A 20141-nucleotide genomic window follows, 5' to 3' on the forward strand; every position below is an offset into this window, starting at 1 on the left:
TGACTCCCTCATGATGAATCCCGTTTCGTGATGACGACTTTCGCCGTGATGTGGTCGCCGAGCGAGTCGCTGCCGGTCACGGCGAGGTGCACCTCGTCGCCGTCGACGGCGGTCACCTCGCCGCGCAGGGTCAGGGTGTCGCCCGCGTACAGCGGGACGCCGAGGCGCAGCGCGATGGAGCGCACGATGGCCTGCGGCCCGGCCCAGTCGGTGACGAAGCGCTGCACCAGCCCGGTGTCGGTGAGGATATTGACGAAGATGTCCTTCGACCCGCGCGCCACCGCCTTGTCCCGGTCGTGGTGCACGTCCTGGAAATCGCGGGTGGCGAGCGCGGTGCTGATCACGAAGGTGGGATCGGCGTGAATCGCCAACTCCGGCAGCACGGTACCGACCTCGACGCTCATGCGCGCACCTGCCAGAAGGGAAGCACGGTGTCGTCGTCGAGCTGCTCGAAGCCGACCTCGACCTTCAGGTCGACGGTCACCTGATCCGGTTCGATGCCACGTAGTTCGCCGAGCATCCGCACCCCTTCCTCCAGCTCGACCAACGCCACCACGAAGGGCAGCGAACGGCCGGGCACCTTGGGCGCGTGGTGCACGACGTAGCTGAACACCGTGCCGCGGCCACTCGCCACCACGTAGTCGACCGGTTCGGTCTTGTCCTGCCAGATGGCCGGGATCGGCGGGTGCTGAAGGGTGCCGTCCGGCTTGCGCTGGATGCGCAGCTCCCCCGCCTTCGTTCCGGCCCAGAAGAACTCGGTGTCCTGGGAGACCAGCGGCTTGACCCGCTGCGCCTCGTCTACCGCGGGTTTCGCGGTTCCCGGCGCGAATTTCAGTAGCCGCCACAGCATTTCGGTGACCACCTCGTCACCGACCCGCCAGGTGATGGTGTAGGTGAGGAACCAGCCCTCGCCGAGCCCGGTGCGCTTCGGCCCGGCCACCTCGTCCAGCCTGCTGGTGACGGTCACCTGTTCGCCGGGCACCAGGTAGCGGTGGTAGGTCTGCTCGCAGTTGGTGGCGACGACGGAGGTGAAACCGGCCGCGTCGAGCAGTTCGTTGGTCGCCGTCATCGGGTCGTCGGCGGGGCGCTCGCCGCTCAGCCCGAGCATGGTCCAGACCTGGGCCATGGCGGGCGGGGCGACGATGCCGGGGTGCCCGGCGGCGCGCGCGGCGGCGTCGTCGACGTAGATCGGGTTGCGGTCGCCGATCGCCTCGACCCAGTTGTTGATCATGGGCCGGTTCACCGGATCGCGCCCGGCCCGCGGCGCCGACTCGCCCCTGGCTCGAATCTCCTCGGCGGCGGCACGGATTGCCTCCGGTGCGCTGGACTCTGCCACGCGCGGCTCCTTCCGGTCGATGCTGGCGGGCGCGGCGGCGCTGTTCAGCGGGGCACCCGGGGCAGCTTCAGCCCCGAGGAGGCGACGAGTTCGCGCATGACTTCGTTGACACCGCCGCCGAAGGTCACCACCAGGTTCTGCTTGGTCCGCCGGTCCAGCCAGGTGAGCAGCTCGGCGGTGGCGGGCTCGGCCGGGTCGCCGTGGCTGCCGACGATCTCCTCGGCCAGCCTGCCCGCCTCCTGCAGCGCCTCGGTGGAGTACACCTTGGTGGCCGAGGCATCGGCGATCACGTCGTTCGGGTCCGCGTCCTCGCGGTCGGCGGCCGCCGCGACCTGCCAGTTCAGCAGTTCGTTGAGCCGCACCATGGCGTGCATCCGGCCCAGCGAGCGCTGCACGTCCGGCTTGCCGAGCACGCCGCGCGGCCGCGCCCAGGCGAAGACCCGGTCGTAGAGCTGCTCGATCTTGCCGGAGGGGCCGAGCCCCACCCGCTCGTGGTTGAGCTGGGTGGTGATCAGCCGCCAGCCCCGGTCCACCTCGCCCACCAGCATCCCGGCCGGAACCCGGACATTGTCGAAGTAGGTGGCATTGGTGTGGTGCGCGCCGTCGCTGGTGATGATCGGCGTCCACGAGTAGCCGGGGTCGGCGGTGTCCACGATGAGGATCGTGATGCCGCGGTGCCGCGATTCGGCGCTGCCGGTGCGGGCGGCCAGCCAGATGTAGTCGGCCTCGTGCGCGCCGGTGGTGTAGACCTTCTGGCCGTTCACCACCCAGTCGCCGGTGGCCTCGTCGCGGACCGCGCCGGTGCGCAGCGCCGCGAGGTCGGTGCCGGCGTCCGGCTCGGAGTAGCCGATGGCGAAGTGGATATCGCCGGAGAGGATGCCGGGCAGGAACTTCCGCTTCTGCTCCTCGGTGCCGTAGCTCTGCAGCGTCGGGCCGACGGTGAGCAGCGTGACCAGCGGCAGCGGGACGTCGGCGCGGACCGCCTCGTTGTAGAAGATCTGCTGCTCGACGGCGCCGAAGCCGCCGCCGCCGTACTCCTTGGGCCAGCCGACCCCCAGCCGGCCGTCCCGGCCCATCCGGCGGACGACGGCGCGGTAGGCGTCGCCGTGCCGGTTCACCGCCATCTCGGCGTGCTCCTCCGGCGTCACCAGGTCGGCGAAGTACGCGCGCAGCTCGGCGCGCAGCCTGCGTTGCTCGATGGTCAGGTCGATGTACATCTGGCCCCCAATCGATCGAGTCGGAAGGACGCGCCGCCGAGCCAGCGGGCGAGGTCCTTGGCCTGTGAGTAGTAGCGGTGCATGGGGTGGGTGATGTCCACGCCGAGCCCGCCGTGCAGGTGGTGACACTTCTGCATGGCGGCGGGTAGCTCGGAGGCGACCGTGTACGCGAGCACCTCGAGGTCGTCGTCGATCCGCTCCAGGTGCTCCGGGCTCGAGTCGTCCTGCGCCAGCGCCCAGTTCGCGGACTGCGCGGCGGCGCCGACGGTGCGCGAGACCACGTAGAGATCGGCGATCTGCTGGGCCACCGCCTGGAACTGCGCCAGCGGCCTGCCGAACTGGTGCCGCACCCGGACGTGCTCGGCGGTGAGCGCCAGCGCGCCGCGCAGCAACCCGTCCGCCACCGAGCCGATGGCGGCCACCGCGGCCCGGTGCAGCACCGGCAGCGGCAGTGTGAGCAGTTGCGCCTCCGGGATGCGGACGCCGGACAGCCGCAGCGTCGCCTCCGGGTTGCCGCCGGAGGCCGGGCTCGGGGCCAGCTCCAGGCCGGGGGTATCGCCCTCGACCAGCGCGATCCCGGCGTCGGTCGGGATCAGCAGCCAGCGCGCCTCCGCCGCGTACGGCACCGCCACCTTGTGCCCGGTGAGCAGCACCTCGCCGCCCTCGCGCACGGCGGTGGTCTCCGGCTTGACGGTGAACGGCGCTGCCTGCTCGCTGAGTGCGGCGGTGAGAATCGCGCCCTCCGCGACCGCGCCGAAGACCCGCTCCGCCGGCTCGTCCGGCAGCGCGCCGAGCAGCGGCACGACGCCGAAGCCGAGCGTCGGCAGCGCCGGCACCGCGACCGCGTCGGTGGCCAGCTCGGTGAGCAGCACCGACACCTCGGCCTGCCCCATGCCCGCACCACCGAGCTTCTCCGGCAGCGGCACCGCGAGCAGGCCGGAATCGACCAGCCGCGGCCACAGCTCCATGTCCCGCGCGGCGTTGCGCTCCAGCAGGCTCACGACCACCTCGGCGATCGCGTCCTGACTCTCGTCCCTGGTGAAATCCACGTTCGTCCCCGTCCCTACGTCTGCTCTCTCGGCAGCCCGAGGATCCGCTCACCGGCCACGGTCAGCAGGATCTGCTCGGTGCCGCCCGCGATGGAGAGGCACCTGGTGAGCAGGAACTCCTTGACCTCAGCGGTCTCCTGCGCGCCCACCGTGCCCGCCACCTCGACCGCGAACTCCGCGACCGCCTGGCGATGCCGTACACCCACCAGTTTGCGCACACTGCTCTGCGCCGATGGGTCGGAACCGGTGAGCATCCGCACGGCGGCGTGCTGTTCCAGCAGCAATCCAGCAATGGCGTCGGAGATCAGGGCGCCCAGTTTGTCGTTGCGCAGCTCCGCGCCCGGGCCGGTGGCCGGGAGCTTCGCGACCAGCTCCTCCAGCGCGGCGCCGATCCCGCTGCCGCTCATGGCGACCCGCTCGGCGGAGAGCGTGGTGCGGGTGATCTTCCAGCCGTTGTCCAGCGCGCCGACCAGGCCGTCGTCCGGGACGAAGACGTCGTCCAGAAAGACCTCGCTGAACCTGGCCTCGCCGGTGATCTGCACCAGCGGGCGGATCTCCAGGCCGGGCGAGTCCATCTTCAGCACGAAGTACGAGATGCCTTTGTGCTTGGGGGCGTCGGGGGCGGTGCGGGCCAGGCAGATGGCCCAGTTCGCCCGGTCCGCGAGCGAGGTCCAGACCTTCTGGCCGCGCAGGATCCAGCCGCCTTCGGTGCGCTTGGCGGTGGTGCGCAGGGCGGCGAGGTCCGAGCCCGCCTCGGGCTCGCTGAAGAGCTGGCACCAGACGACGTCGCCGCGCAGGGTGGGCCAGGCGAACCGCTCGACCTGCGCTGGGGAGCCGTGCTGGAGGAGGGTGGGCACGGCCCAGCCCCCGATGGTGAGGTCGGGGACGGTGACGCCGGCGCGGCGCAGCTCCTCCGAGATCATCAGGGCGGTCATGGGATCGGCGGCGCGGCCGTAGGGGCGGGGCCAGTGCGGCATGATCATGCCCGCCTCGGCCAGTGCGGTGCGCTGCTCGTCCGCGGGGAGCGCGGCGATGGCGGCGACCTCGGCCGCGAGCTCGCCGCCGGGTGCCGTTTCCGCGACGCCGTCCGCCGCGAGGATGCGCTCGGCGCCGGTGGTGCGGCGGTGCCCGGCGCGGGTCAGCTCGGTGACCCGGGCGCGCCAGTGCTCGCCACCACCGAGCAACTGCTTGAGCAGCAGGGCGCGGCGCAGGTAGAAGTGCGCGTCGTGCTCCCAGGTGAAGCCGATCCCGCCGAGCACCTGGATGCAGTCCTTCGCGGTCTCGACGGCGGCGTCCAGCGAGATGGCACCCGCGATGGCGGCGGCGATGGGCAGCTCGGCCCCGCCCTCGTCCACCGCGGCGGCGGCGTCGGCGGCGACCGCGCGGATCAGCTCGGTGCGGCAGAGCATCCACGCGCAGATGTGCTTGACCGCCTGGAACGACCCGATCTGCCTGCCGAACTGGGTGCGCGTCCGCGCGTAGCCTGCGGCGGTCTCCAGGCACCACCCGGTGATCCCGGCCAGCTCCGCCGCGGCCAGCGCGAGCACCAGATCGCCGACCGCGCAGGGCGATCGGAAGACCCGCTCCGCGGGCACCGCGACGTCGGTGAGGTGCACCCGCGCCAGCGGCGAGCCGGGGTCGGCGGAGTCCAGCTGCTCGACCCGGAGCCCGGCGGTGTCCGGCGGGATCAGCACCCAGCGCACGCCGTCCTCGGCGGCGACCGGTAGCAACACCGCGGCATCCGGGGTGGCGCCGAGAACCGTCTCCCAGACCCCCGTCAACGACGCCTCCCCCGGCGCGGCGGGTAGGCTCTGCTCCGCGCCGCCGATGCCGTCGAGCGCCAGTCCGCAGGGCAGCTCCTCGTCGAATGCGCCGGCGGTGACCAGCTGGGCCACCGCCGTCGTCAGCACGGGGCCGCCGACGAGATCGTGCGCGGCCTGCTCGATCAGCACCGCGAGATCGGTCACCGACCCGCCCGCGCCGCCCGCCTCCTCGGCGACCGCGACCCGGAAGATGCCGAGATCGGTGAGCGCGGGCCAGTAGCCACGCCAGAAGCCGGCCTCGCCGGAGCGCATCGTTGCAATCGGCCGGACCGATCCGGACCACGCGCGCATCGACTCCTGGACGGCTTTGTGCTCGTCAGTGGTGGCGATGGTCACACTCCTGACCGCCTTTCCGGCGTGACTGCCACACCTAGAACATGTTCTAATATCTGTGCCGGGCGGAAGTCAAGAGCAGGCCCGGAGCGCAGCAGAGTGCCCGGAAAGGACGTTCATCGATGGCCAGTCCCTCGCGATCGCAGCAGGCCGACCCGGGCGCGCCGCGTACCGGACCGGTCACGACCCTCAGCGAGGACGAGCTCAGCTCGGCCGCGCAGCGGGAGCGGCGCAAGCGGATCCTGGACGCCACCCTGGCGCTGGCCTCCAAGGGCGGCTACGACGCGGTGCAGATGCGGGCCGTCGCCGAGCGCGCCGACGTCGCGGTGGGCACGCTCTACCGGTACTTCCCGTCCAAGGTGCACCTGCTGGTCTCCGCGCTGGCCCGCGAGTTCGAGCAGTTCGAGGGGAAGCGCAAGCCGCTCTCCGGCGGCTCGCCGCAGGAGCGCATGCACGCCCTGCTCACCAACATCACCCGCATGATGCAGCGCGACCCGCTGCTCACCGAGGCCATGACCCGCGCCTTCATGTTCGCCGACGCCTCCGCGGCGGCCGAGGTGGACCGGGTCGGCAAGGTCATGGACCGGGTCTTCGCCCGCGCCATGAACGACGGTGAACCCACCGAGCGCCAGCTCGCCGTCGCCCGCGTCATCAGCGACGTCTGGCTCTCCAACCTGGTCGCCTGGCTCACCCGCCGCGCCTCCGCCACCGACGTCAGCGAGCGCCTCGAACTCACCGTCGACCTGCTCCTCGGCGAGCGCAGTATCTGACCCCTCGACCCCGGTTGCGCGGAGTGTGCCGGGGCGAGGACCATGGGGTGGGGACGGGAACCGAGACGGCGAAGTCTGCGAGCGAACGCACAGGGCTCCCCGTGCGAAGACCCCGTTTACGGGGTACAACCACTGGTAGCGCGAGTGCGAATCCGCCGCGTTCGCGCGCACGTACACCGGCGTTCGTGAGGCGCGGGCGGAAACACCGCACGCGCGTGGGCGTGGCGCAGACGATTCAGTATTGTTTCCCGCGCCCGGAATCATCCCCCTCCGATCACAAGGTTGGATGCGTGAGCGCACAGGATCTGCCACTGGAACTTCGCCGTGCTCTGTCGACGGTCGCGCGCGTGCCGCGACTGTTGGTGGCCTCGGACTACGACGGGACCATCGCGCCCATCGTGTCCGACCCGGCGGAGGCGTTTCCCCACCTCGAATCGGTGAACGCGCTACGCGCGCTCGCGGGGCTCACCGGCACCACCGCCGCGGTGATCTCCGGCCGGGCCCTGCGCGATCTGGCGGCGCTCTCCCGGCTCCCGGTCGAGGTGCAGCTGATCGGCAGCCACGGCTCGGAGTTCGACGTGGGCTTCGTGCATGCCATCGACAACGACGCCAAGCAGTTGCTGCGCGAGGTGCAGGCCGAGCTCGGCACGATCGCCGAGGAGAACCCGGGCACCACGGTCGAGAACAAGCCGGCCAGCTCCGCGCTGCACGTGCGCAATGCCAGCCCCGAGGTGGGCAGGCGCGCGCTGGGCAAGGTGCGCCAGGGCGCGGCCTGCTGGGTCGGGGTGCAGGTGACCGAGGGCAAGGAGGTGATCGAGCTCGCGGTGGTGCCCACCGACAAGGGCTCGGCGCTGGACACCATCCGGCACCAGGAGGGCGCCTCGGCCGCGGTCTTCTTCGGCGACGACGTCACCGACGAGAAGGCGTTCCGCGTGCTCTCCGGCCCGGACGTCGGTATCAAGGTCGGCACCGGCGAGAGCCTGGCGGCGTACCGGGTGCAGAGCACCGAGGATGTCTCCCGCGCCCTCGCCTTCCTGCTGGACGAGCGCCGCACCTGGCTGGCAGGGGCCAGCGCCCCGCGGATCGAGCGGCTGACCATGCTGGCGAGCCCGCGCTCGGTCGCGCTGCTCACCCCGGACGCCACCGTCACCTGGTTCTGCCACCCCGAGCCGGACTCCGCCGCGGTCTTCGCGCACCTGCTCGGCGGCCCGCAGGCGGGCCACTTCACCATCGCCCCCGAGCGCCCCGGCCTTCCGCTCTCGCAGCGCTACGTGGACGGCACCATGACCGTCGACACCCGCTGGGCCAGCCTCGGCGTCGTCGACTACCTGCCGCACGACGTCGCGCCGGACCGCACCGACCTGACCCGGGTCATCACCGGCACCGCCAAGGCCGTGATCACCTTCGCCCCGCGCCCCGAGTTCGGGCAGGTGCCGGTGAGCATCGAGGCCGAGCCGGCCGGGCTGCGGGTGCTCGGCACCAACGACCCCATGGTGCTGCGCTCGCCCGGCGTGCAGTGGGAGATCCGCAGCGACGGCTCGCACGACTACGCCTACGCCGTCGTTGACCCGGCGGTCGCCCCGGTCGTGCTCGAACTGCGCTGCGGCACCGAGGATCTGACCCCGGCCATGACGCCGGAGCCGGAGCGAAGGGCGCTGGCCGAGCAGTACTGGGCAGGCTGGGCCGCCGGGCTGGAGCTGCCGCCGCTCAAGCCGGACCTGATGAAGCGCTCCGCGCTCACGCTGCGCGGGCTGGTGCACGCGCCCTCCGGCTCGATCCTGGCCGCCGCCACCACCTCGCTGCCGGAGGACATCGGCGGCGTGCGCAACTGGGACTACCGCTACTGCTGGCTGCGCGATGCCGCGCTCACCGCGCAGGCGCTGGTCTCGCTCGGCTCGGTCGGCGAGGCCGATGCCTACCTGGCCTGGGTGCACCGCGTGCTGGAGACGCTGCCCGGCCCGGAGCGGCTGCACCCGCTCTACACCATCTACGGCGAGACGCTGCCCCCGGAGGCGGTGATCGACCAGCTCCCCGGCTACGCGGGCTCGCGCCCGGTACGGGTCGGCAACGCCGCCAACATGCAGGTGCAGCTCGACGTCTTCGGCCCGATCGTCGACCTGATCGCCAACCTCGCCGCCGCCCGCGGCAGGCACGGCATCACCGACCCGGCCGGCGCCCTGCCGGACGCCGACTGGGAGCTGGTGCAGGACATGGTCGCCGCGGTGCAGCGGCGCTGGCAGGAGCCGGACCACGGCATCTGGGAGATCCGCGGCAACCCGCGGCACCACGTGTACTCCAAGGTCATGGGGTGGCTCACGGTCGACCGCGCGCTCACCCTGGCGCAGAAGTTCGACCGCCCGATCGACCCCGAGTGGCCGGTGCTCCGCGACACCATCGCGGCGGAGGTGAAGACCAAGGGCTGGAACGACGAGGTGCAGTCCTACACCGCCGCCTACGACGGCACCGACCTGGACGCCGCCACCCTGCACATCGGCCTCTCCGGGCTGATCGACCCCTCCGACCCGCGCTTCCACGCCACCGTGGTCGCCACCGAGGCGGAGCTGCGCAGCGGCGCGACGGTGTACCGGTACCACCACGACGACGGGCTGCCCGGCGGCGAGGGCGGCTTCCACCTCTGCGCCGCCTGGCTCGTCGAGGCGTACCTGCTGATCGGCAAGCGCTCGGACGCCGAGGCGCTCTTCGCGCAGTTGGTGGCGGCGGCCGGGCCGACCGGGCTGCTCAGCGAGGAGTACGACCCGGTGGCCGAGCGATCGCTCGGCAACCACCCGCAGGCGTACAGCCACCTCGGGTTGCTGCGCTGCGCCCAGCTGCTGAGCCAGCAGGCGGAAGTGCTGGTCTGAGGTGTTCGCCGGGCCCGTGCGATCGGTGATCGCACGGGCCCGGCGCATTCCCGGCACCCGAGGCGCGGCGGGTTGTTCACCCTGCTAAAGTGAAACGGAAACGGTTTCCATTACCCGCAGGAGCAGCTCCGTGGCCACTCGATTCTTCCTCCGCACCGCCGGTCTCGCCGTCGGCGTGGCGACGGTATTCGCCCTCACCGCCTGCGGCGGCTCCGAGGATTCCGGCAAACCGTCGGTGGTGGCCTCGACCGATGTCTGGGGCAGCGTGGCCGCGGCGGTCGCCGGGCCGGACGCCGAGGTCGAGTCGCTGATCACCGACCCCTCCGCCGACCCGCACTCGCACGAGTCCTCCGCGGGCGAGACCGCGCACATCGCCGAGGCCGACCTGGTGGTCTTCAACGGCGGCGGCTACGACGAGTTCGTGGAGCAGGCGCTGGACGGCCGCGACACCCCGTCGGTCAACGCCTACGCGGTGCGCACCGACCAGACCGAGGAGAACGAGCACGTCTGGTACGACGTGACCACGGTCGCCACCGTCGCCGACCGGATCGCCGCCGAGCTCGGCAAGCTCGACGCCGAGCACGCGCAGGGCTACACCGACCGCGCCGCCGAGTTCACGGGCAAGCTCGCGGGCATCACCGCGGTGACCGACCGGATCGCCGCCCAGCGCCCGGAGACCCCGGTGCTGCAGACCGAGCCGCTCGCCTACTATCTGCTGCGCGCCGCGAGGGTGCGCGACCTGACTCCGGCGGAGTTCCAGGAGGCGATCGAGCAGGAGACCGACCCGGCCCCCGCCGCCGTCGCCGCCACCAGGGACCTGCTCACCGGGAAGCAGGTCCGCGTGCTGGTGTACAACGTGCAGACCGAGGGGCAGATCACCCGGGACCTGCGCGGCCTCGCGCAGCAGAACAGCATTCCGGTGCTGGAGGTATCCGAAACCCTGCCCGAAGGTGTCGATTACATCGCCTGGCAGACCGCAAACGCCGAGGCGCTCGCCACGGCGGTGAGTTCCTCGTGAGGTCCGAATGACCACCGAATCCGGCGTCCCGGTCGACCGGGCGATCACGCCCGCCGTCCGGCTCACCGATGCCCGGCTCACCTTCGGCTCGCGCACCCTCTGGGAAGGGCTCGATCTGGATGTGGCGCCGGGTGAGTTCGTTGTCGTGCTCGGGCCGAACGGGTCAGGGAAGACCTCGCTGCTCAAGGTGCTGCTCGGGCAGCTCGCGCTGAGCCGGGGCAGCGCGACCGTCGCGGGCGCGCCCGCGCGCACCGGCAACCCGCACATCGGCTACGTGCCGCAGCAGAAGACCATCGACGCCGGGGTGCAGCTGCGCGGCGTCGACCTGGTCGGGCTCGGGGTGGACGGGCACCGCTGGGGGCTCGGGCTGCGGCACCGCGCCGAGCGCGCGCGCCGGGTGCGCGCCGCCATCGCCGACGTCGGCGCGCAGGGGTACGCGGGCGCCCCGCTGGAATCCATGTCCGGCGGCGAGCAGCAGCGGCTGCGGGTGGCGCAGGCGCTGGTCGGCGACCCGCGGGTGCTGCTCTGCGACGAGCCGCTGCTCAGTCTGGACCTGGCCAACCAGCGGCTGGTCGCCGAGCTGATCGACCGCCGGAGGCGGACCAGCGGCACCGCCGTGCTCTTCGTGACGCACGAGATCAACCCGGTGCTGCCGCTGGTGGATCGGGTGATCTACCTGGTGAACGGCCGCTTCCGGATCGGCACCCCGGACGAGGTGATGACCTCGGCGGTGCTCTCCGAGCTCTACGGCACCGATGTCGAGGTGCTGCGGGTGCGCGGCAGGCTGGTGGTGGTCGGCACCGGCGACACCATGGACGCGCTCGGCACCGCCGGCGCGCACTGCCACGGCGCCGAGGAGTTCGGGCCCGGCGTCACCAGGAACGGGGTCTCCCGGTGATCGACAAGCTCGGCGATGTGCTCTCGAAGACCTTCGACTTCTCGACCACCGCCAATCTCATCGGCTACGACTTCGTGCAGCAGGCGCTGCTCGCCGCGGCGCTGCTCGGGCTGCTCGCCGGGGTGATCGGGCCGCTGGTGGTGAGCAGGCAGATGTCCTTCGCGGTGCACGGCACCAGCGAGCTCTCGCTCACCGGCGCGGCCGCCGCGCTGCTCGCCGGGATCGGCGTCGGGCTCGGCGCCATCGTCGGCTCGGTGATCGCGGCGGTGCTCTTCGGCGTGCTCGGCAGCAGGGCGCGGGAGCGCGATTCGGTGATCGCGGTGGTGCTCTCCTTCGGGCTCGGGCTCTCGGTGCTCTTCCTCTGGCTCGGCCCCGAGCGCGCGGGTTCCAAGTTCTCGCTGCTCACCGGGCAGGTGGTGAGCGTCGGGTACAGCGGGCTGACGCTGCTCGTCGCCTGCACCGCCGGGGTGCTGGCGGTGCTGGCGCTGATCTACCGGCCGCTGCTCTTCGCCAGCACCGATCCCGAGGTGGCGCAGGCGCGCGGGGTCCCGGTGCGGACGCTCTCGGTGGTCTTCGCCGTCATGCTCGGCATCACCGCGGCCTTCGGAGTGCAGATCGTGGGCGCGCTGCTGGTGCTCGCGCTGCTGATCACCCCGGCCGCGGCGGCCGCGCAGGTGACCGCGAGCCCGGTGCGGGCCACCGTGCTCGCGGTGCTCTTCGCCGAGGTGGCCGCGGTGGGCGGAATCCTGCTCTCGCTGGCACCCGGTGTCCCGGTCTCCACCTTCGTCACCACCATCTCGTTCGTCATCTACCTGGTGTGCCGGGTGGTCGGGCGGCGGAGCTCGGGCAGGCGTCCGGTACCCGCCGCGGTTTGATGGCAACCGCCTTCAGTCGGACGCGCCAGATTTCGTATGCTTCGACGCACCGGCCCCTCCGACCGAATGGTGCGCAATGATCGACTTCGAGATTCCCGCCGACCTCGCCGCGGAGCGCGACCGCGTCCGGCGGTTCGTGATCGAGCGGATCGTCCCGTTCGAGCGCGACCCGCGGCTCACCCAGCACGGCCCCACCGACGAGCTGCGGCAGGAACTCGTGGAGCTGGCCAGGGCGGAGCAGTTGCTCACTGTGCAAGCCCCCGTCGAGCTGGGCGGCCGCGGACTCACCCATGCCGAGCAGGCGGTGCTCTACGAGGCGGCGGGGTGGTCGACGCTTGGCCCGGTCGCGATGAACTGCGCCGCGCCCGACGAGGGCAATATGTACCTGCTGAGCAAGATTGCGAACCCGGAGCAGGTGCAGCGGTTCCTCGCCCCGGTGATCGCCGGGCACCAGCGCTCGGTCTTCGCCATGACCGAGCCGGACGGCGCGGGCTCGGACCCGGCGCAGCTCGCCACCGAGGCCACCTTCGACGGCGAGAACTTCACGATCAACGGCCGCAAGTGGCTGATCACCGGCGCGAACGGCGCCAAGACCTGGATCATCATGGCCCGGCTCGCGCCGAATCCGCACCTGCCGGAGGGGCCGACGCTCTTCCTCACCGAGGGCGGCACGCCGGGCATCGTGATCGAGCGGACCATGAACACCATGGACCGCAACTACGTGGCAGGCCACGGCGTCGTCCGCTTCGAGAACCTGACGCTGCCGAAGGCGGCGCTGCTCGGCGAGGCGGGCCAGGCGCTGCGCTACGCCCAGCTGCGGCTGGCCCCGGCCCGGCTCACGCACTGCATGCGCTGGCTCGGCGCGGCCGAGCGGGCGCAGAGCATCGCCATCGCGCACGCCAAGACCAGGACGGCGTTCGGGAAGCCGATCGGCGAGCACCAGGGCGTGTCGTTCCTGCTGGCGGACAATGAGATCGCGCTGCACCAGTGCAGGCTGACCATCTGGCACGCCTGCTGGTTGATGGACCGCGGCGAGAAGGCGCGGCACGAGAGCTCGATCGCCAAGGCGTACGTCTCCGAGGAGCTGTTCAAGGTGGCCGACCGCTGCGTCCAGGTGCTCGGCGGCATCGGGATCAGCGACGAGACGGTTGTCGAGATGATCTTCCGCGACATGCGCGCGTTCCGGCTGTACGACGGCCCGACCGAGGTGCACAAGTACGCCATCGGCCGCAAGATCCTGCGCTGAGGCGATCTCCGGGCAACCCCGCCGACTCCCGGTTTCCCGCCGCCGCCGTCGGCTAACATCGCATGACATGAGTTCGGAACTGCTCGTCGATGTCTCCGCGGGCATCGCCGTGCTGACCCTGAATCGTCCGGCCCAGCAGAATGCCTTCACTCCGGCGATGGCCGCCGAACTCGGCGCCGCACTCCAGCGGTGCGACGCCGAGGACGCCATCCGCGCGGTGGTGATCACCGGCACGCCCCCCGCGTTCTGCGCGGGGGCGGATCTCTCCAGCCGGGTCGGCGAGGTCAGCGGCACCCTGGACCCGCCGCCGTGGAAGGTCCGCAAGCCGGTGATAGCGGCGGTGAACGGCCACGCGGTCGGCATCGGATTGGCCCTCGCCCTGCAATGCGACCTCCGCTACATGGCCCGCGACGCCATCTACGGCCTGAATCAGGTGCGCAGGGGCGTCCTGGCCGACGGCTCCGCCCACTGGACCCTGCCGAGGCTCGTCGGCATGGCGAGTGCCGCGGACATCTTGCTCACCGGCCGCACCTTCGACGGCGAAGAAGCGCAGGCCATGGGGTTGGCCAACGCCTGCCTCCCGGGCGGCGAGGTGCTGCCGACGGCCCTCGCCGTCGCACACGACATCGCGGGCGGCTCCGCCCCCCTTCCGGTAGCGCTGTCCAAGCGGCTGCTCTGGGAGGGCCTCAGCATGACCCCCGACATGGTCGGCCGCCTGGAGACCGACCTCAACCAGCAGGTGGCGCGCAGCATCGACGGCACCGAGGCGATGTCGGCCTTCAAGGAGCAGCGCCGCCCCGCCTGGACCGGCAAGCTCAGCGAGGAGTGGCCCACCTGGGGCGACGCCCCGAAGCCGCGCCCCGGCCTGGACTAACCCCCCCCACCGGTACACCCCGGAACGTCCCACCCCCGACCCCGCACAGGGGTGAGTCTTACGAACCCCCGGTTCGCGCCGGCTCGCGTTCCGGCGGTCGAAGCGCATGCGCCGCAGGCGCGAGTCTCGACCGTCGGAACGCGAGCCTTGGGGGCGCGAACCCGCCGAGCGCAGCTCGGCCAGACAAACTCAAGCATTGCCCCCCAGGGTGATCAACACGAACAGAATCGCGATGATCACCATCAGAATGGTCCCCACCACCCCTAGCACGTACCCCACGAGCACCTGGGCCCGGCCGCCGTAGGCGCCCCCGGACTCCTCGATCTGATCCAGGGCCCGCCGCCCCATCGCCCACGCCACGGGCCCGGCGAGCCCGCAGCACAGGATGCTCACCGCCCCGAGAAACAGGATCGCCGTGGCGTTGGGATGCTCGACCGGCTGCCCGATCGGCTGGTTCGGTATCACCATTGGTCGAATTCTACGGCCCCGGAGCGGCTTTACCGCTGCCTCACCGCCGCCGCTGCCGCGCGATCTCCGAGAGTACGACGCCGGCGGCGACGGACGCGTTGAGCGACTCGATATCCCCCGCCATGGGAATGCTCAGGATCTCGTCACAGTTCTCCCGGACCAGCCGCGAGAGCCCCTTGCCCTCGGAGCCGACCACGACGACGGTCGGATCGGTCCCGTCGAAGTCGTCGAGCGTCGTTGTCCCCCCGGCATCCAGCCCGACCACCCGAATCCCCCGGGCCGCCCAATCCTTCAGCGTCCGAGTGAGATTCGTGGCCCGGGCGACGGGGAGCCGGGCAGCGGCCCCGGCGCTGGTGCGCCAGGCGACGGCGGTGACCCCGGCACTGCGCCGCTGCGGAATCAGCACCCCCTGACCCCCGAACGCCGCCACCGACCGCACGACGGCCCCGAGGTTGCGGGGATCGGAGATATTGTCCAGCGCCACCAGCAGCGCGGGCCCACCGGACTCCCTGGCCCGCAGCAGCAGATCGTCCGGGTGCGCGTACCGGTACGCGGGCACCTGCAACGCCACGCCCTGGTGCAGCCCATTGGCGCTGAGCCGATCGAGGTCGGTGCGCGGCACCTCGAGAATCGAGATCCCGGTGTCCGCCGCGATCTTCACGCTCTCGGTGAGCCGCTCGTCGTTCTCGGTCCCGACGGCCACGTACAGCGCCGAGGCCGGAACCCCGGCCCGCAGGCACTCGACGACCGGGTTCCGCCCGAGCACCATCTCCGGCCCGTCGTCACCCCTGCGCCCGGCGGGAGCCCGTCCGCCCTTACCGGCGGGCCGCCCCTGCGCAGCCGCCTTCGCCTTGGCGGCGGCCCGCTTGGCAGCCGGGTGCTTGGTCCTGGCCTCCGCGGGCGGCGTGGCCCCGCGCCCCTCGAGCCCACGCCGCCGCTGCCCGCCGGAGCCGACGGTGGCGCCCTTCTTCGTGCTGCCCTTGCGAATCGCGCCGCGGCGCTGCGAATTGCCTGCCATCAGTCGGCCTTTCCTGCCACGTCGCCGAGGCTCCACTCGGGGCCCGCGGGGGTGTCGGTGACCTCGATGCCCGCCGCCTGCAGGCGATCCCGCACGGCGTCGGCGGTGGCCCAGTCGCGGTCGGCGCGCGCCTGCTGCCTGCGGTCGAGTTCGGCGCGGACCAGGACGTCGAGCGCGCCGCTGGCGGCGCCGGAATCGCTCGGCGCGAACCAGTGCGGGTCGAAGGGGTCGACGCCGAAGACGGCGAGCATGGCGCGGACCTGCCCGGCCAGCTCGCGCGCCGTCTCGGCCTGCCCGCCCTCCAGCGCCTTGTTGCCGGTGTGCACCACGTGGTGGATCTCGGCGAGCGCGCGCGGCACCGCGAGGTCCTCGTCCAGCGCGTCGGCGAAGGCGTCGGTCCAGGCACCGGCGGGCACCGGGCCGCCGCGCTCGGCGACCCGCAGCAGGAAGGACTCGATGCGCTGGTAGGAGGCGGCGGCATCGTGCAGCGCCTTGTCCGAGTACTCCAGCTTGGAGCGGTAGTGCGCGCTGCCGAGGTAGAAGCGCAGCTCGACGGCGCGCACCTGCTTCAGCACATTGGGCACGCTGAGCACATTGCCCAGCGACTTGGACATCTTCTCCCCGCCCATGGTGACCCAGCCGTTGTGCAGCCAGTAGCGGGCGAACCCATCACCGGCGGCCTTCGACTGGGCGATCTCGTTCTCGTGGTGCGGGAAGATGAGATCCATGCCGCCGCAGTGGATGTCGAATTCGGCGCCGAGGTAGTACTCGGCCATGGCGGAGCACTCCAGGTGCCAGCCGGGCCTGCCCGCGCCCCACGGCGACGGCCAGCTCGGCTCCCCCGGCTTGGCGGCCTTCCAGAGCGTGAAGTCGCGCGGGTCGCGCTTACCGGAGCCCGCGCTCTCGCCCTGGTGCACGTCGTCGAGGCGATGCCCGGAGAGCTCGCCGTACCGCGGGTAGCTGAGCACGTCGAAGTAGACATTGCCGTCGGAGGCGTAGGCGTGGCCGCGGTCGACGAGCCGGTGCATGAGCTCGATCATCTGGCCGATGTGCCCGGTCGCCCTCGGCTCGGCCGACGGCGGCAGCACGCCGAGGGTGCGGTACGCCTCGTCGAAGGCGCGCTCGTGCGTGGCGGCCCACTCCCACCAGGGCCGGCCCGCTTCAGCGGCCTTGTTCAGGATCTTGTCGTCGATATCGGTGACATTGCGGATGAAGAGCACGTCGTTGCCGTGCGCCTGCAACCAGCGGCGCAGGATGTCGAAGGCGACGCCGCTGCGGAGGTGGCCGATGTGGGGTTGACCCTGCACGGTGGCGCCACAGAGGTACACCGACGCACGGCCGGGGACCAGTGGCGCGAAATCGCGCATGGTCCGCGTGTCGGTGTCGAAGAGGCGCAGAGTCACGGGCGCTCATCTTAGCTGGTATAAAATCCCCGCCGTCGCGGCGGCTCCGCTCGACACGCCGCCGAGCGGCGGCTCCGCGCCGAGCACGCCGGGCCGGGCGATCCCGGTGGCCGGCCGGCGGGTCCGGATCGGCGGCGGTGGCGCTGTCTCGGCCGCCGCTGCCGGCTCGTCACGATCTCAGCCGGCGGCCGCGGCACGGCGCGGTCCGAGCAGCGCGGTGGCCACCGCGGCGATCCCCTCGCCCCGGCCGGTGAGCCCGAGCCCATCGGTGGTGGTTCCGGAGACCGAGACCGGCGCGTCGAGCAATGCACCGAGTACCTTCTGCGCCTCGGCGCGGCGCGGCCCGATCTTGGGCCGATTCCCGATCACCTGCACGGCGGCGTTCACCACCGCGAATCCCGCCTCGTCCAGAATTCGGCGAACCTCGGTGAGCATCGCGGCCCCGGAGACATTCGCCCATTCCGGGCGGCCGGTGCCGAATACCGCGCCGACATCGCCGAGCCCGGCGGCGGAGAGCAATGCGTCACAGAGCGCGTGCGCGGCGACATCGCCGTCCGAGTGGCCGGAGCAACCGTCGTCGTCCGGAAAGAGCAATCCCGCCATCCAGCACGGGCGACCCGGCTCGATCGGGTGCACGTCACTGCCTATTCCGACCCGCATTGTCACACCGCCTGCCATTCGCCCGCGCGCACCGCGCCCGCCAGAATCAGATCCAGCGGAGTCGTGATCTTGAATGCCAGTGGATCACCCGCAACGGTGTGCACCGGAATTCCGAGCCGCTCGACGAGCCCGGCGTCGTCGGTGGCGCTGAGCGCCGGATCGGCGTAAGCCCGGCGCAGCGGCTCGGCGGCGAAGCCCTGCGGGGTCTGGATGGCGCGCAGCCCCGCGCGATCGGGGGTGCCGGTGACGACGCCATCGCGATCGACGCTCTTCACGGTGTCCACCACGGGCAGCGCGGGAATCACGGCGTCGTGCCCGGCGCGCAGCGCGGCGACCACGCGGCGCACCAGGTCGGGCGGGGTGAGGGCGCGGGCCGCGTCGTGTACGAGGACGTGCGTGGCATCGGCCGCGGCGGCGAGCCCGGCGCGCACCGAATCGGTGCGCTCGGCGCCGCCGACGACGACCCGCACCGAGCCGGGGAGCAGGGCAACGGCGCTCTCTGCCAGCTCGGGCGGGACCATCACGACGATCCCGTCGACCGCCCCGGAGGCGATCAACCCATCGACGGACAACTTGATCATGGGCGTGCCGCCGACCGGGACGAACGCCTTGGGCAGAGTTTCACCCAGGCGCACACCCCGGCCGGCGGCAGGCACCAACGCGACGACGCGGTCGGCGTTGTTCACAGAATGCGTGCTCGCGGTCAGGAAGCCGCGGCGAGTACCTCGTCGAGAATGGTGTCGGCTTTGTCGCCGTCGGTACCCTCGGCCAGTGCCAGCTCGCCCACGAGAATCTGGCGAGCCTTCGCCAGCATCCTCTTTTCGCCGGCGGAAAGACCGCGGTCCTGCTCACGACGCCAGAGATCCCGCACCACCTCGGCCACCTTGTTCACATCGCCGGAGGCGAGCTTCTCCAGGTTGGCCTTGTAGCGGCGGGACCAGTTGGTCGGCTCCTCGGTGTGCGGCGCGCGCAGGACCTGGAAGACTCGATCGAGGCCTTCCTGCCCGACAACATCCCGGACGCCGACATATTCGGCATTCGCCGCGGGGACTCGAACGGTGAGATCGCCCTGTGCGACCTTGAGGACCAGATACTCCTTCTGCTCGCCTTTGATGGTGCGAGTCTCGATTGCTTCGATCAGCGCCGCTCCGTGGTGGGGGTAAACGACGGTGTCTCCGACCTTAAAAATCATGTGTCCCGTGCCCCTTTCGATGTTCACAGTTTAACATGCGGCTCGATAACGGTGCGATCAACTGTGCAGGTCAGGGCCACAACGGGCAGACCACAGGGGTTGACAGGCGAGAACGGGTGTGCATTCTGTTGTGCGCGTAGGCTATATCGCCAGTACCTGAGCGTGCGCCGTGACCACGGCCACCGACGGCCCGCCGCACCGGTCGCTGAACCGTTACCGAACGGATGCCGGGTGCCCCGTGTCCGGCTCGGAGCGCCGCCCCCCGCACGGCGCCGGAATCTCGACTACTACGCTGCCTAGTTAGTACTCTCCCCCGAGGGACGAGCCCGGTCGACATGGAGGACAACCCGTGATTGCCATGAAAGCTGTGACTGCCTGTGCCGCGCTGGCAGCGGGTGCCGCTCTGGCGCTCACCGGGTGCAGCGCCGGACAGATCTCGCAGACCGCCGATCAGAAGGCCGCGATCAACGGCAACCACGCCGAGGTCGGACAGCTCTCGCTGCTCAATGTGCACATCGTCTACCCGAAGGAGACGCAGACCCTGCAGGCCGGCGGCTCGGCGACGCTCGCGCTCTCCATCGTCAACAACAGCAGCACCGTCACCGACGAGCTGACCAGCATCACCACCGACCTCGGCCCGGTGCGGATCACCCCGCCCGCCGGGCAGAGCCGGGTCGTCATCGGGCCGAGCGGGACCGTCGTCGCCGCGGGCGAGGTCGCGGCGGCCGAGGAGGCGCACAGCCCCGGCGGGCACGGCGGCGCCGCGAGCAGCACCACCGAGGCTCCGACCACCACTCCGGCCCCCAGCGGCACCGCGGTGCCCGGCCTCGACACCGAGGGCGCCCCCGCCCTCGGCACCGACCCGGAGGCGAAGCCGGCCAAGATCGAGATCACCGGGCTGACCAGGCCGATCGCGCCCGGTCTCACCTACAACGTCTCGTTCAACTTCAGGGAGAACGGCACCGTGCAGGTCTCGGTGCCGGTGGACGCCGGGCTCTCCGTCGACCGGCACCTCTCCGAGCTGTCCGGCCCCGCCGCGGAGGGCTCGGGCGGGCACTGACCCGTACTCCCGGCGGCCGTCGCACCCTCCGGTGCGGCGG

At 71.6% G+C, this 20141-nt stretch carries 19 protein-coding genes; 8 read left to right on the forward strand and 11 right to left on the reverse strand.

The window, feature by feature from the left end; translation table 11 throughout:
* Positions 1-8: 8 nt before the first annotated feature.
* From NH2_RS03075 to NH2_RS03095, 5 genes are read right to left on the reverse strand one after another with little or no spacing between them, the layout of a single operon-like run.
* Positions 9-404 carry a MaoC family dehydratase gene (locus NH2_RS03075; RefSeq protein WP_067647874.1) on the reverse strand — a complete coding sequence of 132 codons (396 nt, stop codon included), beginning with the start codon at positions 402-404 and terminating at the stop codon, positions 9-11.
* Entirely contained in the window at positions 401-1336 is a 936-nt protein-coding gene (locus NH2_RS03080) for a bifunctional MaoC family dehydratase N-terminal/OB-fold nucleic acid binding domain-containing protein (protein ID WP_067647877.1), read from the reverse strand. The genes NH2_RS03075 and NH2_RS03080 overlap by 4 nt, the downstream gene beginning before the upstream one ends.
* A gap of 44 nt (positions 1337-1380) precedes the next feature.
* Entirely contained in the window at positions 1381-2553 is a 1173-nt protein-coding gene (locus NH2_RS03085) for an acyl-CoA dehydrogenase family protein (RefSeq protein WP_067647880.1), read from the reverse strand.
* Positions 2538-3602: an acyl-CoA dehydrogenase family protein gene (locus tag NH2_RS03090; RefSeq protein WP_067647883.1), complete on the reverse strand. Its 1065-nt coding sequence runs from the start codon at positions 3600-3602 to the stop codon at positions 2538-2540. The genes NH2_RS03085 and NH2_RS03090 overlap by 16 nt, the downstream gene beginning before the upstream one ends.
* Before the next feature lie 14 nt (positions 3603-3616).
* Positions 3617-5761, reverse strand: coding sequence for an acyl-CoA dehydrogenase family protein (locus tag NH2_RS03095; protein WP_067647886.1), 2145 nt, complete (start codon positions 5759-5761; stop codon positions 3617-3619).
* A gap of 119 nt (positions 5762-5880) precedes the next feature.
* Here NH2_RS03095 and kstR point away from each other — a divergent pair, with 119 nt between their 5' ends.
* The 7 genes from kstR to NH2_RS03130 all read left to right on the forward strand — a co-directional run bounded on the left by kstR (position 5881) and on the right by NH2_RS03130 (position 14300).
* Positions 5881-6528, forward strand: coding sequence for a cholesterol catabolism transcriptional regulator KstR (gene kstR / locus NH2_RS03100; protein ID WP_067647889.1), 648 nt, complete (start codon positions 5881-5883; stop codon positions 6526-6528).
* Between the two features lie 290 nt (positions 6529-6818).
* Complete coding sequence (otsB, locus tag NH2_RS03105) at positions 6819-9389, forward strand: trehalose-phosphatase (RefSeq protein WP_067647892.1); 2571 nt, start codon at positions 6819-6821, stop codon at positions 9387-9389.
* Between the two features lie 130 nt (positions 9390-9519).
* Positions 9520-10407, forward strand: coding sequence for a metal ABC transporter solute-binding protein, Zn/Mn family (locus NH2_RS03110; protein ID WP_084505177.1), 888 nt, complete (start codon positions 9520-9522; stop codon positions 10405-10407).
* A 7-nt stretch (positions 10408-10414) separates the two neighbouring features.
* A complete protein-coding gene (locus tag NH2_RS03115; protein WP_067647898.1) occupies positions 10415-11305 on the forward strand; it encodes a metal ABC transporter ATP-binding protein in 891 nt (296 codons plus the stop codon).
* Positions 11302-12180, forward strand: a complete 879-nt coding sequence (locus tag NH2_RS03120; RefSeq protein ID WP_067647901.1) for a metal ABC transporter permease — start codon at positions 11302-11304, stop codon at positions 12178-12180. The genes NH2_RS03115 and NH2_RS03120 overlap by 4 nt, the downstream gene beginning before the upstream one ends.
* Before the next feature lie 76 nt (positions 12181-12256).
* Positions 12257-13426 carry an acyl-CoA dehydrogenase family protein gene (locus tag NH2_RS03125; RefSeq protein WP_067647903.1) on the forward strand — a complete coding sequence of 390 codons (1170 nt, stop codon included), beginning with the start codon at positions 12257-12259 and terminating at the stop codon, positions 13424-13426.
* Between the two features lie 67 nt (positions 13427-13493).
* Positions 13494-14300, forward strand: a complete 807-nt coding sequence (locus tag NH2_RS03130) for an enoyl-CoA hydratase/isomerase family protein (protein WP_067647906.1) — start codon at positions 13494-13496, stop codon at positions 14298-14300.
* A gap of 189 nt (positions 14301-14489) precedes the next feature.
* On the opposite strand, the gene NH2_RS03135 is transcribed toward NH2_RS03130, so the two are convergent.
* From NH2_RS03135 to carD, 6 genes are all read right to left on the reverse strand, one after another.
* Positions 14490-14768, reverse strand: a complete 279-nt coding sequence (locus NH2_RS03135) for a hypothetical protein (protein ID WP_067647910.1) — start codon at positions 14766-14768, stop codon at positions 14490-14492.
* A 40-nt stretch (positions 14769-14808) separates the two neighbouring features.
* Positions 14809-15786 carry a 23S rRNA (guanosine(2251)-2'-O)-methyltransferase RlmB gene (gene rlmB / locus NH2_RS03140; RefSeq protein WP_067647913.1) on the reverse strand — a complete coding sequence of 326 codons (978 nt, stop codon included), beginning with the start codon at positions 15784-15786 and terminating at the stop codon, positions 14809-14811.
* On the reverse strand, positions 15786-17189 hold the full coding sequence (cysS, locus tag NH2_RS03145; protein WP_067647915.1) for a cysteine--tRNA ligase: 1404 nt from the start codon (positions 17187-17189) through the stop codon (positions 15786-15788). The genes rlmB and cysS overlap by 1 nt, the downstream gene beginning before the upstream one ends.
* A gap of 177 nt (positions 17190-17366) precedes the next feature.
* Entirely contained in the window at positions 17367-17849 is a 483-nt protein-coding gene (gene ispF, locus NH2_RS03150) for a 2-C-methyl-D-erythritol 2,4-cyclodiphosphate synthase (protein WP_067647918.1), read from the reverse strand.
* Between the two features lie 2 nt (positions 17850-17851).
* Positions 17852-18535 (reverse strand): 2-C-methyl-D-erythritol 4-phosphate cytidylyltransferase, encoded by a 684-nt coding sequence (gene ispD / locus NH2_RS03155; RefSeq protein WP_067647921.1) that lies wholly within the window; start codon positions 18533-18535, stop codon positions 17852-17854.
* Between the two features lie 17 nt (positions 18536-18552).
* Positions 18553-19041 (reverse strand): RNA polymerase-binding transcription factor CarD, encoded by a 489-nt coding sequence (carD, locus tag NH2_RS03160; protein ID WP_067647923.1) that lies wholly within the window; start codon positions 19039-19041, stop codon positions 18553-18555.
* Between the two features lie 358 nt (positions 19042-19399).
* Here carD and NH2_RS03165 point away from each other — a divergent pair, with 358 nt between their 5' ends.
* Complete coding sequence (locus NH2_RS03165; RefSeq protein ID WP_067647926.1) at positions 19400-20101, forward strand: copper chaperone PCu(A)C domain-containing protein; 702 nt, start codon at positions 19400-19402, stop codon at positions 20099-20101.
* Positions 20102-20141: the final 40 nt, after the last annotated feature.

The sequence above is a fragment of the Nocardia harenae NBRC 108248 genome, assembly GCF_001612885.1.
Taxonomy (GTDB): Bacteria; Actinomycetota; Actinomycetes; order Mycobacteriales; family Mycobacteriaceae; genus Nocardia; species Nocardia harenae.